The sequence below is a fragment of the Aquabacterium sp. OR-4 genome (assembly GCF_025290835.2).
Lineage (GTDB): Bacteria > Pseudomonadota > Gammaproteobacteria > Burkholderiales > Burkholderiaceae_C > Pseudaquabacterium.
This window is the reverse complement of sequence record NZ_JAOCQD020000001.1, coordinates 1,842,288-1,856,091: the sequence shown is the minus strand read 5'-3', so window position 1 is coordinate 1,856,091 and position 13,804 is coordinate 1,842,288. Positions and strand designations below refer to the sequence as shown.

The following is a 13,804-nucleotide window of genomic DNA, read 5'->3' as shown; positions in this document are numbered from 1 at the left end:
GCGTGCCCGCAGGGCCGGGCGCCCCAGTGTGGCCACTTGCCCTTAGATGCTGCCGATGTGCAGCGGATAGTCGCCGCCGGCGCGCCGGCAGGCGAAAAAGTGCTGCAGCGTGTCGCGCACCGTGCGGAAGGCGATCTCGTCCCAGGGTACCTCGTGCTCGTGGAACAGGCGCGCCTCCAGGGTCTCGGGGCCGGGGTCGAGCGCGGCGTCGAGCATGCGCGCGCGGTAGAACAGGTGCACCTGGCCCACGCGCACCACGCTCAGCATGCTCAGCAGGCCCTGCAGCTCGATGCGGGCGCCGGCTTCTTCAGTGGTTTCGCGGGTGGCGCCTTCGGCCACGGTCTCGCCAAGCTCCATGAAGCCGGCCGGCAGGGTCCAGAACCCGTAGCGCGGCTCGATGGCGCGCTTGCACAGCAGCACCTGCTCGCCCCATACCGGCACCGTGCCCACCACGTTGAGCGGGTTCTCGTAGTGGATGGTGCCGCAGCCGCCGCACACCGCGCGTTCGCGGTTGTCGTCGTCGGGCACGCGGTAGGCCACCGGGGTGCCGCACTGGCGGCAGTGCTTGATGCGACGCGTCTCGAGCATGGTGCGGCCGAGTTTAGCGGGGGTGCGTGGCATCATCGATGATCGTTGCCACCCACCCCGACGCCGACATGAGCGCCCAAGCCGTCTTCACGCCGCCCGCCCAGCCCACCGTGCCGGTGGCCGGCGGCGGGCTGTTTCCCGTGCACCGCATCTACTGCGTGGGCCGCAACTATGCCGAGCATGCCCAGGAGATGGGCTTCTCGGGCCGCGAGCCGCCGTTCTTCTTCATGAAGCCGGCCGACGCGGTGGTGCCGGTGGCCGAGGGCGAGACCGGCACCATCGCCTATCCGCCGCTGACCCAGAACCTGCACCACGAGATCGAGCTGGTGGTGGCCATCGGCACCGGCGGCCACCAGATCGCCGCGGCCGATGCCCTGAAGCACATCTACGGCTACGCGGTCGGTCTGGACATGACCCGCCGCGACCTGCAGAACGACATGAAGAAGCAGGGCCGCCCCTGGTGCATCGGCAAGGCCTTCGATGCCTCGGCGCCAATCGGCCCGATCGTGCCCATCGCCCAGACCGGCGCGCTGGCCAGCGGCGCCATCACGCTGGCGGTGAACGGCACGCCGCGCCAGAAGGGCGACCTGTCGGAGCTGATCTGGAACGTGGCCGAGACCATCGAGACGCTGAGCCAGGCCTGGACCCTGCAGCCCGGCGACCTGATCTTCACCGGCACCCCCGCCGGCGTGGGTGCGGTGGTGGCCGGTGACCTGATGGAAGGCGCCATCGCCGGCCTGGGCACGCTGCGCGTGGCCGTGCGCTGAACACTGCGGCCTTCCGGAGAACACCCATGTCGATGCAGCTGCACAGCTACTTCCGCTCCTCGGCCTCGTACCGCGTGCGCATCGCGCTGGCGCTCAAGGGCCTCGATTACGACTACCTGCCGGTGCACCTGGTCAAGGGCGAGCAGAGCGCGGCGCGCTTTGTCGCGGTGTCGGTCTCGCGCCTGGTGCCGCTGCTCGAGGACGGCGACGCGCGGCTGAGCCAGTCGATGGCCATCATCGAATACCTCGACGAGACCCATCCGCAACCGCCGCTGCTGCCGGCCGATGCGCTGGGCCGCGCCCGTGTGCGCGCCATCGCACAGGACATCGCCTGCGAGATCCATCCGCTGAACAACTTGCGTGTCCTGCGCTACCTCACGCACGACCTCAAGCTGTCCGAGGACGACAAGAACCGCTGGTACCGCCACTGGGTGGAAAGCGGCCTCGAGGCGGTGGAGCGCCAGCTGGCCACGCTGCCGGGCCGCTACTGCCATGGCGACACGCCCACGCTGGCCGATTGCTGCCTGGTGCCGCAGATCTTCAACGCCCAGCGCTTCGAGTGCCGGACCAGCCATGTGCCGCAGGTGATGCGCGTGTTCGAGGCCTGCATGGCGCTTGACGCCTTCGCCAAGACCCAGCCCTCGGCCTGCCCCGACGCGGCGTGAGCCGCCTGCCTGCACCCGGGCCGGCCGCCGCTGCCGCCGTGGCCGCTGGCCATGGTGGCGGCGATGCCGGCCTGGCCGCGCAACTGCTGCTGCCCGACTGGCCCGAGCCACCCGGCGTGGTGGCGGCCATGAGCACCCGGGCCGGCGGTGTCAGCCAGCCGCCCTTCGACAGCCTGAACCTGCGCCCCTGGCAATGGCCCGGCACCGACGTGGATGCGCCCGACGCCGTGCGTGAGAACCAGCGCCGGCTGGCCGCCGCGCTGGGGGCCACGCCGGTGTTTCTGCGCCAGGTGCATGGCACGGCCGTGCGGCGGCTCACCGCGGCCGATCTGGCGGTAGCGCCAGCGGCCGATGCTGCAGCCTGGCCCGCGGCCGACGCGGCCATCACCACCGAGGCCGACATCGCCTGCACCGCCCAGGTGGCCGATTGCCTGCCGGTCTTGCTGGCCAGCCGCTGCGGCCGCGTGGTCGGTGCGGCCCATGCCGGCTGGCGTGGCCTGGCCGCCGGGGTGCTGGAGCGCACGGTGGAGGCAATGGGCGCCGCCGCCGGCGTGGCGCCCGCTGACCTGCAGGCCTGGTTGGGGCCCAGCATCGGGCCGCTGGCCTTCGAGGTGGGGGCCGATGTGCTGCAGGCCTTCGGCGCCGATCCGCAGCAACTGCGCGGCGAGGCCCGGCTGCGCTTCGTGCCACGCCCGCGGCCCGACGGCAGCCCGCGCTGGCTGGCCGATCTGCCCGGCCTGGCACGCGACCGCCTGGCCGCGCTGGGCCTGCGCGCCGTTTATGGCGGGCGCTGGTGCACGGTCAGCGAGCCGTCACGCTTTTTCTCGTTCAGGCGCTCGCCCATCACCGGGCGCATGGCCGCCTGCATCGCGCGGCGGGCCTGAATGCGCCGTTGCCGGCCGGGCCGGTGCACCGGCGGCTTGCTCTGCCATGGCCGCTTCCGTCTCGGCCGCTTCGGCCTGGCGCCGCGCCGCCTTGCGTGCGGGCGTGCCCAGGATGTAGAGCACCAGGCCCAGCGGCAGCAGGCCGTACAGCACGAAGGTGATGAACGCGCCCAGCAGGGAGCCCTGGGTCGAGGTGGCCTCGGCCGCGGTCATCAGCACGACGACAAACATCCACGCAATGGCAACGATGTGCATTTCATACTGCGATAAGTAATGTCACTTATCGAAAAATTGAGTCATGATGCGGTAAGCTAGCCGCCGTACAAATCGCACTGTGGCACAGCAGGTGCAAGCGAGGAATGGCGAGATGCCCCAGCCGGTCCTTGACGGCCCTGGACGCACACTGGGATCCGCCCAAGCCCGCGGGCACACGGCAGCGAAAGCGCCGTTCCGAGACAAACGCATGGAGACGACGCGCATGGACCCGAAGACCCTGCCCAACGTTGCCGAGGTGGGCCAGGCCGCCCAGGCTTTCGGCACCGCGGTGAGCGACATGTGGAAGTCGATGTCCGGGCTGTCGTTGCCGATGGACGCCATGAGCCGCCTGCAGGCCGACTACGTGTCGCAGGCCGCGCAGATGTGGAACGACTCGCTGACCCGCTTCCAGAAGGACGGCAAGGCGGCGGCTCCGGTGGGCGACAAGCGCTTTGCCGGCCAGGCCTGGATCGACAACCCGGTGGCCGCCATGGCCGCGCAAAGCTACCTGCTCAACGCCCGCACGCTGATGCAGATGGCCGAGGCCGTGCAGGGCGATGCCAAGACCAAGGCGCGGGTGCGCTTCGCGGTGCAGCAGTGGATCGACGCGGCCAGCCCGGCCAACTGCCTGGCGCTGAACGCCGATGCCCTGGCCAAGGCGCTCGAGACCCGCGGCGAGAGCCTGGCCCAGGGCCTGCAGCAGCTGGTGAAGGACGTGCAGCAGGGCCATGTCTCGCAAACCGACGAGAGCGCCTTCGAAGTCGGCCGCAACGTGGCGGTGAGCGAAGGCGCGGTGGTCTACGAGAACGAGCTGTTCCAGCTGATCGAGTACAAGCCGCTCACCGCCAAGGTGTACGAGCGGCCGATGCTGTTCGTGCCGCCGTGCATCAACAAGTTCTACATCCTCGACCTGCAGCCCGAGAACTCGGTCATCCGCTACACGGTCGAGCAGGGCCACCGGGTGTTCGTGATCAGCTGGCGCAACCCCGACGCCAGCCTGGTGGGCAGGACCTGGGACGACTACATCGAACACGGCCCGATCGAGGCCATCGAGGTGGTCAAGGCGATTGCCGGCAGCGACGAGATCAACACGCTCGGCTTCTGCGTGGGCGGCACCCTGCTGACCACCGCGCTGGCGGTGCTGGCCGCGCGTGGCGAGAACCCCGCCAAGTCGATGACCCTGCTGACCACGCTGCTCGACTTCGAGGATACCGGCGTGCTCGACGTGTTTATTGACGAAGCCGCGGTGCAGCTGCGCGAGATGACCATCGGCGCCGACGCGCCCACCGGCCCGGGCATGCTCAAGGGCAAGGACCTGGCCACCACCTTCAGCTTTCTGCGTCCCAACGACCTGGTGTGGAACTACGTGGTCGGCAACTACCTCAAGGGCGAGGCGCCGCCGCCGTTCGACCTGCTGTACTGGAACGGCGACTCCACCAACCTGCCGGGCCCGATGTACTGCTGGTACCTGCGCCACACCTACCTGCAAAACGAGCTCAAGCAGCCCGGTAAGCTCAAGGTGTGCGGCGTGTCGCTGGATGTGACCAAGATCAAGAACCCGGTCTTCATCTACGCCTCGCGTGAGGATCACATCGTGCCCTGGAAGGCGGCCTACGCGTCCACCGGCGTGCTCAAGGGCGCCAAGGACCAGACCTTTGTGCTGGGCGCCTCGGGCCACATCGCCGGCGTGATCAACCCCGCCAGCAAGAACAAGCGCAGCCACTGGACCAATGCCAAGCGCCCGGCCGACGCCGACGCCTGGTTCGATACCGCCACCGAGCAGCCGGGCAGCTGGTGGCCGGTGTGGTCGGGCTGGCTGTCGGGCCATGGTGGCCGCCAGGTCGCGGCGCCCAAGGGCTATGGCAACCGGCAACATCCGGCCATCGAGCCGGCACCCGGCCGCTACGTGCGCCAGAAGGCCTGAGAGCCGGCGCCGCGCGCTGCCCCCGAACGATTTTTTTCCCAGGAGACTGCAAAGATGAGCCAGGACATCGTCATCGTCGCCGCCGCACGCACCGCGGTGGGCAAGTTCGGCGGCACGCTCGCCAAGACCGCCGCGCCCGAGCTGGGCGCCACCGTCATCCAGGCCCTGCTGCAGCGCAGCGGCCTGACGGGTGAGCAGATCGGCGAGGTCATCCTCGGCCAGGTGCTGGCCGCCGGCTCAGGCCAGAACCCGGCGCGCCAGTCGGTCATCAAGGCCGGGCTGCCCAACGGCGTGCCGGCGATGACCATCAACAAGGTCTGCGGCTCGGGCCTCAAGGCCGTGATGCTGGCCGCCCAGGCCATCCGTGACGGCGACAGCGAGATCGTGATCGCCGGCGGCCAGGAGAACATGAGCCTGGCCCCGCACGTGCTGCCGGCCAGCCGCGACGGCCAGCGCATGGGCGACTGGAAGCTGGTGGACAGCATGATCGTCGACGGCCTATGGGACGTGTACAACCAGTTCCACATGGGCATCACGGCCGAGAACGTGGCCAAGCAGTACGGCATCAGCCGCGAAGCCCAGGATGCGCTGGCTCTCGCCAGCCAGCAGAAGGCCGCCGCAGCGCAGGAGGCCGGTCGCTTCGTCGACGAGATCGTGCCGGTGAGCATTGCGCAGAAGAAGGGCGACCCGATCGTCTTTGCGCAAGACGAGTTCATCAACAAGAAGACCAGTGCCGAAGCCCTGGCCGGCCTGCGCCCGGCCTTCGACAAGGCCGGCTCGGTGACCGCGGGCAATGCCTCGGGCATCAACGACGGCGCCGCCGCCGTGATGGTGATGACCGCCGCCAAGGCCGCGGCCCTGGGCCTCAAGCCGCTGGGCCGCATTGCCAGCTATGCCAGCGCCGGCCTCGACCCCAAGATCATGGGCATGGGCCCGGTGCCTGCCGCCCGCAAGGCGCTCGAGCGTGCCGGCTGGAAGGCCACCGACCTGGACCTGCTCGAGATCAACGAGGCCTTCGCGGCCCAGGCCTGCGCCGTGCACCAGGAAATGGGCTGGGACACCAGCAAGGTCAACGTCAACGGCGGCGCCATCGCCATCGGGCATCCGATCGGTGCGTCGGGCTGCCGCATCCTGGTGACGCTGCTGCACGAGATGGTGCGCCGTGATGCGAAGAAGGGCATCGCCTCGCTGTGCATCGGCGGTGGCATGGGCGTTGCACTGACCATCGAGCGATGAGCTGAGGCGCCGGCCCGGCGGGTGCGCGGGGCCCAGCGCCGCGCCGACCGGCCGACCGGCTTCGGGCGACCCGGCGCTCGGCCGGCGCGGTGCGCCCCTCGCAGGCCTGAACGGCACATTGCGCGCGACAAGGCAGGGCGAACCCGGTTGACCGCCAGGCGGCGGCGCGCGAACCTGACAACAACGGAACCCGTGGGTTCCATCCACTAGGAGAGACGGATATGACGCAGAAGGTGGCTTACGTAACGGGCGGCATGGGCGGCATCGGCACCGCGATCTGCCAGCGCCTGGCCAAGGACGGTTTCAAGGTCATCGCGGGCTGCGGCCCCAGCCGTGACTTCGCCAAGTGGCTCGACGAGCAGAAGGCGCTGGGCTACTCGTTCTACGCCTCGGTGGGCAATGTGGCCGACTGGGACTCCACCGTCGAGGCCTTCAGCAAGGCCGTGGCCGAACATGGCTCGATCGACGTGCTGGTCAACAACGCCGGCATCACGCGCGACCGCATGTTCCTGAAGATGTCGGTCGACGACTGGAAGGCCGTGATCGACACCAACCTCAACAGCATGTTCAACGTCACCAAGCAGGTGGTGCCGGGCATGGTCGAGAAGGGCTGGGGCCGCATCATCCAGATCAGCTCGGTCAACGGCGAGAAGGGCCAGGCCGGCCAGACCAACTACTCGGCCGCCAAGGCCGGCATGCACGGCTTCACGATGGCCCTGGCGCAGGAAATGGCCGCCAAGGGCGTGACCGTGAACACCGTGAGCCCGGGCTACATCGGCACCGACATGGTCCGCGCCATCAAGCCCGAGGTGCTGGAGAAGATCGTCGCCACCATCCCGGTCAAGCGCCTGGGCATGCCCGAGGAGATCGGCTCGATCTGCGCCTGGCTGGCAGGCCCCGATTCGGGCTTCACCACCGGTGCCGACTTCAGCTGCAACGGCGGTTTGCACATGGGGTGAGCCTGGACGAAGGACAGTCCCTGCGGACTGTTCTTCGCCTGGCGAACGACCGCGCGCTTGCAAGCGCGCGGGCTGGGCGCGCAAAGCTCGGTGTTCCCACTCAAGGCCGGCGCAAGCCGGCTTTTTTCATGGGCACTTCAGAACGCGACGTAGCGCCCGGGGCGGTGGTTGACCGCCAGCGCGAAGTTCATGGCCACCGCGGCCAGCACCGACAGGCCCAGCCGCGTGGCATCCAGCCAGGGCAGGGCGGTGAGCACGATGGCGGCGTCGATGGCGGCCTGCACGTAGCCGGCGCGCCAGCCGAAGCGCTCCTGCAGCCACAGCACCAGCACGTTCAGGCCACCCAGGCTGGCGCGGTGGCGAAACAGGATGATGAAGCCGGCACCGATCAGCAGCCCGCCGCCCACCGCGGCAAAGGGCGGCGCCACCCAGGCCAGCTGCAGCCAGCCCGGCAGCGCCTCGGACAGCCAGGCCAGCAGCGTGACCGCGGCCACCGTCTTGACGACAAAACGCGGCCCCATGCGGCGCCAGGCCAGTGCATAGAAGGGCAGGTTGATCACGAACAGCAGCAGGCCGAAGCGCCAGCCGGTGGCGTGGTGCAGCAGCAGGGCGATGCCGGTGGTGCCGCCGGTCATCAGGCCGGCCTGGCGAAACAGCACCAGGCCCAGCGCCACGAACAGCGTGCCGGTCAGCAGGGCCTGCAGGTCGTCGAACAGGTTGTGCCGCGGCGGCTCGCCGGGGCCGCCGGGCGCGTGATCGGCCCCGCTCATTCGGTGACGCCGGCCAGGAAGTACTTGATCAGGCCCTTGGCGGCAAAACCCAGCAGGCCGAAACCCAGCGCCAGGAACAGCACGAAGGTGCCCATGCGCCCGGCCTTCGACTCGCGGGCCAGCTGGAAGATGATGAACACCATGTAGAGCATGAAGGCCGAGACGCCGAACGTCAGGCCGAACCAGGCCACTTGCTCTTCGGAGTATCCAAACATGGTGCGGGGTGCCGGGTGCAGGGAGCCGAGTGCAGGTTGCGAGGTGCGCTGGGGTTCAAAGGCCGTTGTCGGGGCTGACCATGTCGCGGTAGGCATGCCAGCTGGCATGCGCCAGCCACGGCGCCACCACCACCAGGCCCAGCAGGCCGCTCGCCATGCCCAGCACGGTGAGGCCCATCAGCAGGGCCGCCCACAGCGCCATCGGCAGCGGATGCGCCTGCACCACGCGCCAGCTGGTGAGCACGGCGGCCAGCACGCTGACCGGCCGGTCGAGCAGCATCGGAATGGCCACCACGCTGCTGGCGAACACCGGCGCGGCGAGAAACGCGCCCAGGCCCAGCCACACCTCGAACAGCATCGAGTGCTCGCTGAGCACCACCACGCGCAGAAAGTCCATCGGGTTGCGCACCGGCGCGCCGGCAAAGCCGGTGATCAGCGAGGCCGAGGTCATCACCCAGCCGGTGCCGGCAAAGGCCAGCAGCAGGCCGAAGATGATCAGCCGGCCGCCCGAGCGGCGGTCGGGTTTCCAGGCGCCCAGCGCCACGCCCAGGTCGGCGCGTTCGCCGCGCTCGAGCGCGCGGCTCACCGCGTACAGGCCGGTGGCCAGCACCGGTGCCACCAGCAGGAAGCCGGTGAACGCGCCCGACAGCAGCCAGAACTGCTGGCCGGCCAGCCAGATCAGCATGGCGCCGAACAGCGCCAGCGCCAGGCCGTGCAGCAGGCCGGGCAGCGGGCAGCGCATCAGGTCGCGCCAGCCACGCGCCAGCCAGCCCAGCGGGCGCAGCAGCGGGATCTGGCGCACGCCGAAGCGGCGTGACTCGATGAGGGCGGGACTGTCAGGCATGCGGGCCTCGGATGATGCGGCCGCGCCATGCGACCACACTTGATGATAAGCAAGCCCGCTGCCGAAGCCGCCCCAGCCCCGGGTGGCCTCGGGCGACCCCGGGCGGCCTTGGGCGGCATGCCGGCGGGCGGGGTCAGGCCAGCAGCTGGGCGGCTGCGGCGGCCAGTGCGGGGCCTGTGCCGTCGGCCAGCAGCACCGCGTCGGCCTGGCCGTAGGCGGCGTAGTGGCGGTCCATCGAACGCAGGTACAGCGGGTCGTAGTGCTCGCCCATCATCGCGTCGACCAGGCCTGGCCAGTCAGCGGCCCGCGCCAGCGCCTGCCAGCGCTGCACCGTCTCGCGGCCGCGCAGCTCGATCAGGCCGTCGAGCAGGCTGCACAGGCGCTCGGTCTCGGTGGTGATGGCCTGGTAGTCCTCGAGCAGCAGCGCGCGGCGTGCGGCGTCGGGCATCTCCACGCGCAGCACGCGGGCGGTGGCATGCATGTGCTCGATCAGCGCCACCGGCAGCTGCAGCGCGCCGATCTTGCGGCTTTCGCTTTCCACATACACCGGGCGCGTGGCATCGAGCGCCGCCAGCGCCTGCCACAGCTGGGTGTCAAAGCGCTTCTGGCTGGGCTGCGGCCGGCTGGGCCAGCCGCCCAGGATCGAGCCGCGGTGGCAGGCCAGGCCTTCCAGGTCGAGCGTCTGCGCGCCCTGTGCGGCCAGCGCATGCAGCAGCCGGGTCTTGCCGCTGCCGGTGCGGCCGGCCAGCACGCGAAAGTCGAACTGCCGCGGCCACTGGCCGAGGTCGTCGCGCACCTGCGCGCGAAAGCCCTTGTAGCCGCCGGCCAGCTTGGCGGTGCGAAAGCCGATCTGGTCGAGGATGGTGGACAGCGCACCCGAGCGCTGCCCGCCGCGCCAGCAGTACACCAGCGGCCGCCATTCGCGCGGCTTGTCGTCGATCCAGCGGTCGAGGTGGTTGGCGATGTTGCGCGCCACCAGCGCCGCACCCACCTTGCGCGCGGCCAGCGGCGAGTGCTGCACGTACAGCGTGCCCACGCGCACACGCTCGGCATCGTCGAGCACCGGCCAGTTCACGGCGCCGGGCAGGTGGTCTTCGGCAAACTCGGCCGGTGAGCGCGCGTCGATGATCGCGTCGTAGTCGGCCAGCTGGGCGAGGGCCTCGGCGGTGCCGGGCAGGGTCAGGGGCATGGGTGAAGGACTCTCAGGCGCTCACGCCTTGGGCGCGATGGCGTCGAGCAGTTCGGTCTCGATCTGCAGCTGGCGCCGGGTTTGCTGCAGCGCCGGGCCATCGACCAGGAAGGTGTCTTCCACGCGCTCGCCCAGCGTGGTGACCTTGGCCAGCTGCAGGTTCACCTGGTGCCGCGCCAGCACACTGGCGATGGCATACAGCAGGCCCGAGCGGTCGCTGGTGCTGATCGACAGCAGCCAGCGCTGTGCCCGCTCGTCGGGCTTGAGCGAGACCCAGGGCGTGACCGGGAACGAGCGCACCCGGCGCGACACGCGACCGCGCGAAGGCTCGGCCAGCGGCGCGGTGCTGGCCAGGGCCTGCACCATCTGGTGCTCGACCAGCGCGATCAGGTCGCGGTAGCCGGCGGGGTCGTCGATGTCGCACTGCGGGTGCACCACCTGGAAGGTGTCGAGCGCGTAGCCGTTGCGGCTGGTGTGCACCTTGGCGTCCTGGATGGAGTAGCCGGCGCGGTCGAAGAAGCCGCAGATGCGCACGAACAGGTCGGCGCGGTCGGGCGAGTACACCAGCACCTGCAGGCCGTCCACGCCGGGCGAGGGCCGGGCGCGCACCACCGGCTCGGTGGTCTGCAGGTAGCGCCACAGGGAGCGCGCATGCCAGGCGATCTCGCTGGCGTCGTGGCGCAGAAAGTAGCTCAGCTCGAGCGTCTTCCACAGCGGCTCTTCGGTGCCGGGCAGGGCGCTGTGCAGGGCCAGCAGCTGGCGCGCCTCCTGCCGGCGCGCCTCGACCTCGGCATCGAGGTTGGGCTGGGCGCCGCCCAGCGCGCGCAGCGTGCTGCGGTACAGGTCTTCCAGCAGCTTGCCCTTCCAGGCGTTCCATACCTTGGGGCTGGTGCCGCGGATGTCGGCCACGGTCAGCAGGTACAGGCCGGTGAGGTAGCGCACGCTGCCCACCTTGGCGGCGAAGGCGCGGATCACGTCGGCATCCGACAAGTCCTCCTTCTGCGCCACGGTGCTCATCGTGAGGTGGTGGCGCACCAGAAACTCGACCAGCGCCGCGTCGTCCTTGCCCAGGCCGTGGTCGCGGCAAAAGCGCCGCACCTCCACCGCGCCCAGCTCGCTGTGGTCGCCACCACGGCCCTTGGCCACATCGTGGAACAGCGCGGCGATGTACAGCAGCTCGGGCTGGTCCCACTGCGAGGCCAGCTGGGTGCAGAACGGGTACTCGTGCGCGTGCTCGGGGATGAAGAAGCGGCGCACATTGCGCAGCACCATCAGGATGTGCTGGTCCACCGTGTAGACGTGGAACAGGTCGTGCTGCATGCGCCCCACGATGCGACGGAACACCCACAGGTAGCGGCCCAGCACCGAGGTCTGGTTGAGCAGCCTGAACGCATGCGTGATGCCCTGCGGCTGGCGCAGGATGTCCATGAACAGCTCGCGGTTCACCGGGTCGCGGCGGAAGGCGCTGTTCATCACGTTGCGCGCGTTGTACAGCGCGCGCAGGGTGCGCGCCGACAGGCCCTTGATGCCCGGCGTCTGCGCAAACACCAGAAAGGTCTCGAGGATGGCGTGCGGGTTGTCGAGGTAGAGGTCGTCGCGCACCACCTCGAGCATGCCGGCGCGATCCAGGAAGATCGCATTGATCGGCCGCATCGGCGCGGTCTCGCTGCCTTCCAGGCGCTCGGCGATGTTGAGCAGCAGGATCTGGTTGAGCTGGGTCACCGCCTTGGCGGCCCAGTAGTAGCGGTGCATCAGCAGCTCGCTGGCGCGCTGCTCGCGGCTGTGCTGGTAGCCGAAGCTCTCGGCCACGGCGGTCTGCAGGTCGAACACCAGGCGGTCCTCGCGGCGGCCGGCCACGGCATGCAGGCGCGCGCGGATCAGGGTCAGCGCACCCTGGTGGCGCTGCAGCTGCTTGACCTCGAACGGGGTGATCAGGCCCTTGGCGGCCAGCTCGGCCCAGCTCTTGCCCAGGCCGGCCGCGCGCGCCACCCAGATCACCACCTGCAGGTCGCGCAGGCCGCCCGGGCTTTCCTTGCAATTGGGCTCCAGCGCGTAGGGCGTGTCCTCGTACTTCACATGGCGCTGGCGCATCTCGAGCACCTTGGCGCGCAAAAAGGCCACCGGGTCCATCGCCGCGGCGGTGGCCTTCTGGAACTGCAGGCACAGCTTCTTGCTGCCAGCCAGCCAGCGCGATTCGAGCAGCGCGGTCTGCACCGTCACGTCGCGCCGGGCCTCGGCCACGCATTCGGCCACGCTGCGCACCGACGAGCCGATTTCCAGGCCGATGTCCCAGCAGGCGGTGATGAAGGCCTCGAGCGCCTGCTTGGCGCGGGTGCTGTCGCCGGTGTCGCAGCCGCTGGGCAGCAGCAGCAGCACGTCCACATCGCTGTAGGGCAGCAGGTCGCCGCGGCCGTAGCCGCCCACGGCCACCAGGGCGGCGTCGGGCAGGGCATCGGCCACGCCGGCATCGCGCCACAGCGTGGCCAGCGTGGCATCCACATGCCGGGCCAGGCTGCGGATCAGGTGGGTGGCGGCCGGCGCGGTGGCACGCGACTGCATGAAATGCGCAATCAGCGCCTTCTTGCCGTCGCGAAACTGCGTGCGCAGCGTCGCCAGGTCGAGCGGCACCGCCGCCTCCGGCTGGCCCGGTGCCGAGTCAGGACTGCGCACGGGGGGCCCGCTCAGGCGCCGCCGCCCATGAAGGCCGGCAGCGCCGGGCTGCCCGCCGACACGGTGAGCACCTCGTAGCCGGTGTCGGTGACCACCACGGTGTGCTCCCACTGCGCCGACAGCGAGCGGTCCTTGGTGACGATGGTCCAGCCGTCGCCCAGCTCGCGGATCTCGCGCCGGCCGGCATTGATCATCGGCTCGATGGTGAAGATCATGCCCGGCACCAGCTCTTCGAGCGTGCCGGGGCGGCCGTAGTGCAGCACCTGCGGTTCTTCGTGGAACTTGCTGCCGATGCCGTGGCCGCAGAACTCGCGCACGATGGAGAAGCCCTGGCCCTCGGCAAAGGTCTGGATGGCATGGCCGATGTCGCCCAGGCGGGCGCCGGGCCGCACCTTGGCAATGCCCTTCCACATGGCCTCGTAGGTGATGGCGCACAGGCGCTTGGCCGCGATGCTGCCTTCGCCCACCACGAACATGCGGCTGGTGTCGCCGTGCCAGCCGTCCTTGATGACGGTGACGTCGATGTTGACGATGTCACCGTTTTTCAGCGGCTTGTCGTTCGGGATGCCGTGACAGACCTGGTGGTTGACCGAGGTGCAGATCGACTTGGGGTAGGGCACGTAGCCGGGCGGCTGGTAGTTCAGCGGCGCCGGGATGCCGGCCTGCACGTTCACGATGTGGTCGTGCGCCAGCTTGTCGAGCTGCTCGGTGGTGACGCCGGGCTTGACGTGGGGCGTCAGCATGTCCAGCACTTCAGAGGCCAGGCGGCCGGCGATGCGCATGCCTTCGATGTCGGCAGCGGTCTTGAGGGTGATCGGCATAACCGGCAATTATCCCA

Annotated in this window: 14 protein-coding genes; 6 read left to right on the top strand and 8 right to left on the bottom strand. The window is 69.8% G+C overall.

Going from position 1 to position 13,804, the window contains the following annotated elements:
- Positions 1–42: 42 nt before the first annotated feature.
- Positions 43–588: an NUDIX hydrolase gene (locus N4G63_RS08100; RefSeq protein ID WP_314599566.1), complete on the bottom strand. Its 546-nt coding sequence runs from the start codon at positions 586–588 to the stop codon at positions 43–45.
- A 68-nt stretch (positions 589–656) separates the two neighbouring features.
- Between N4G63_RS08100 and N4G63_RS08095 the strand changes: the two genes are divergently transcribed.
- The 3 genes from N4G63_RS08095 to pgeF all read left to right on the top strand — a co-directional run bounded on the left by N4G63_RS08095 (position 657) and on the right by pgeF (position 2,904).
- On the top strand, positions 657–1,355 hold the full coding sequence (locus N4G63_RS08095) for a fumarylacetoacetate hydrolase family protein (RefSeq protein WP_314599565.1): 699 nt from the start codon (positions 657–659) through the stop codon (positions 1,353–1,355).
- A 32-nt stretch (positions 1,356–1,387) separates the two neighbouring features.
- Positions 1,388–2,020, top strand: a complete 633-nt coding sequence (gene maiA / locus N4G63_RS08090) for a maleylacetoacetate isomerase (protein WP_260788672.1) — start codon at positions 1,388–1,390, stop codon at positions 2,018–2,020.
- A gap of 128 nt (positions 2,021–2,148) precedes the next feature.
- Positions 2,149–2,904, top strand: a complete 756-nt coding sequence (gene pgeF, locus N4G63_RS08085; RefSeq protein ID WP_260788671.1) for a peptidoglycan editing factor PgeF — start codon at positions 2,149–2,151, stop codon at positions 2,902–2,904.
- Here pgeF and N4G63_RS08080 read toward each other — a convergent pair.
- Complete coding sequence (locus tag N4G63_RS08080; RefSeq protein ID WP_260787820.1) at positions 2,833–3,159, bottom strand: hypothetical protein; 327 nt, start codon at positions 3,157–3,159, stop codon at positions 2,833–2,835. The genes pgeF and N4G63_RS08080 overlap by 72 nt on opposite strands.
- A gap of 223 nt (positions 3,160–3,382) precedes the next feature.
- Between N4G63_RS08080 and phaC the strand changes: the two genes are divergently transcribed.
- The 3 genes from phaC (at position 3,383) to phbB (ending at position 7,278) form a co-directional block, all read left to right on the top strand.
- On the top strand, positions 3,383–5,083 hold the full coding sequence (phaC, locus tag N4G63_RS08075; RefSeq protein WP_260787819.1) for a class I poly(R)-hydroxyalkanoic acid synthase: 1,701 nt from the start codon (positions 3,383–3,385) through the stop codon (positions 5,081–5,083).
- Positions 5,084–5,137: 54 nt separating this feature from the next.
- Positions 5,138–6,319 (top strand): acetyl-CoA C-acetyltransferase, encoded by a 1,182-nt coding sequence (locus N4G63_RS08070; protein ID WP_314599564.1) that lies wholly within the window; start codon positions 5,138–5,140, stop codon positions 6,317–6,319.
- Positions 6,320–6,540: 221 nt separating this feature from the next.
- On the top strand, positions 6,541–7,278 hold the full coding sequence (gene phbB / locus N4G63_RS08065) for an acetoacetyl-CoA reductase (protein WP_260787817.1): 738 nt from the start codon (positions 6,541–6,543) through the stop codon (positions 7,276–7,278).
- 137 nt (positions 7,279–7,415) lie between these two features.
- Here the strand turns inward: phbB and N4G63_RS08060 are convergent, their stop codons facing one another.
- The 6 genes from N4G63_RS08060 to map form a co-directional block, all read right to left on the bottom strand.
- Positions 7,416–8,048 carry a YitT family protein gene (locus N4G63_RS08060; protein WP_260787816.1) on the bottom strand — a complete coding sequence of 211 codons (633 nt, stop codon included), beginning with the start codon at positions 8,046–8,048 and terminating at the stop codon, positions 7,416–7,418.
- Positions 8,045–8,263 carry a DUF2788 domain-containing protein gene (locus N4G63_RS08055; RefSeq protein WP_260787815.1) on the bottom strand — a complete coding sequence of 73 codons (219 nt, stop codon included), beginning with the start codon at positions 8,261–8,263 and terminating at the stop codon, positions 8,045–8,047. Before N4G63_RS08055 ends, N4G63_RS08060 begins: the two co-directional genes overlap by 4 nt.
- Before the next feature lie 55 nt (positions 8,264–8,318).
- Positions 8,319–9,107, bottom strand: a complete 789-nt coding sequence (locus tag N4G63_RS08050; RefSeq protein WP_314599563.1) for a DUF2189 domain-containing protein — start codon at positions 9,105–9,107, stop codon at positions 8,319–8,321.
- 133 nt (positions 9,108–9,240) lie between these two features.
- On the bottom strand, positions 9,241–10,296 hold the full coding sequence (gene mnmH / locus N4G63_RS08045; protein WP_314599562.1) for a tRNA 2-selenouridine(34) synthase MnmH: 1,056 nt from the start codon (positions 10,294–10,296) through the stop codon (positions 9,241–9,243).
- A gap of 21 nt (positions 10,297–10,317) precedes the next feature.
- On the bottom strand, positions 10,318–12,966 hold the full coding sequence (locus N4G63_RS08040; RefSeq protein WP_314599561.1) for a [protein-PII] uridylyltransferase: 2,649 nt from the start codon (positions 12,964–12,966) through the stop codon (positions 10,318–10,320).
- An 11-nt stretch (positions 12,967–12,977) separates the two neighbouring features.
- Positions 12,978–13,787 carry a type I methionyl aminopeptidase gene (map, locus tag N4G63_RS08035; RefSeq protein ID WP_314599560.1) on the bottom strand — a complete coding sequence of 270 codons (810 nt, stop codon included), beginning with the start codon at positions 13,785–13,787 and terminating at the stop codon, positions 12,978–12,980.
- Positions 13,788–13,804: the final 17 nt, after the last annotated feature.

Coding starts and splice junctions, on each gene's coding strand:
- N4G63_RS08100 (WP_314599566.1), bottom strand. CDS start 588: ATGCTCGAGACGCGTCGCATCAAGCACTGCCGCCAGTGCGGCACCCCG.
- N4G63_RS08095 (WP_314599565.1), top strand. CDS start 657: ATGAGCGCCCAAGCCGTCTTCACGCCGCCCGCCCAGCCCACCGTGCCG.
- maiA (WP_260788672.1), top strand. CDS start 1,388: ATGCAGCTGCACAGCTACTTCCGCTCCTCGGCCTCGTACCGCGTGCGC.
- pgeF (WP_260788671.1), top strand. CDS start 2,149: ATGAGCACCCGGGCCGGCGGTGTCAGCCAGCCGCCCTTCGACAGCCTG.
- N4G63_RS08080 (WP_260787820.1), bottom strand. CDS start 3,159: ATGCACATCGTTGCCATTGCGTGGATGTTTGTCGTCGTGCTGATGACC.
- phaC (WP_260787819.1), top strand. CDS start 3,383: ATGGACCCGAAGACCCTGCCCAACGTTGCCGAGGTGGGCCAGGCCGCC.
- N4G63_RS08070 (WP_314599564.1), top strand. CDS start 5,138: ATGAGCCAGGACATCGTCATCGTCGCCGCCGCACGCACCGCGGTGGGC.
- phbB (WP_260787817.1), top strand. CDS start 6,541: ATGACGCAGAAGGTGGCTTACGTAACGGGCGGCATGGGCGGCATCGGC.
- N4G63_RS08060 (WP_260787816.1), bottom strand. CDS start 8,048: ATGAGCGGGGCCGATCACGCGCCCGGCGGCCCCGGCGAGCCGCCGCGG.
- N4G63_RS08055 (WP_260787815.1), bottom strand. CDS start 8,263: ATGTTTGGATACTCCGAAGAGCAAGTGGCCTGGTTCGGCCTGACGTTC.
- N4G63_RS08050 (WP_314599563.1), bottom strand. CDS start 9,107: ATGCCTGACAGTCCCGCCCTCATCGAGTCACGCCGCTTCGGCGTGCGC.
- mnmH (WP_314599562.1), bottom strand. CDS start 10,296: ATGCCCCTGACCCTGCCCGGCACCGCCGAGGCCCTCGCCCAGCTGGCC.
- map (WP_314599560.1), bottom strand. CDS start 13,787: ATGCCGATCACCCTCAAGACCGCTGCCGACATCGAAGGCATGCGCATC.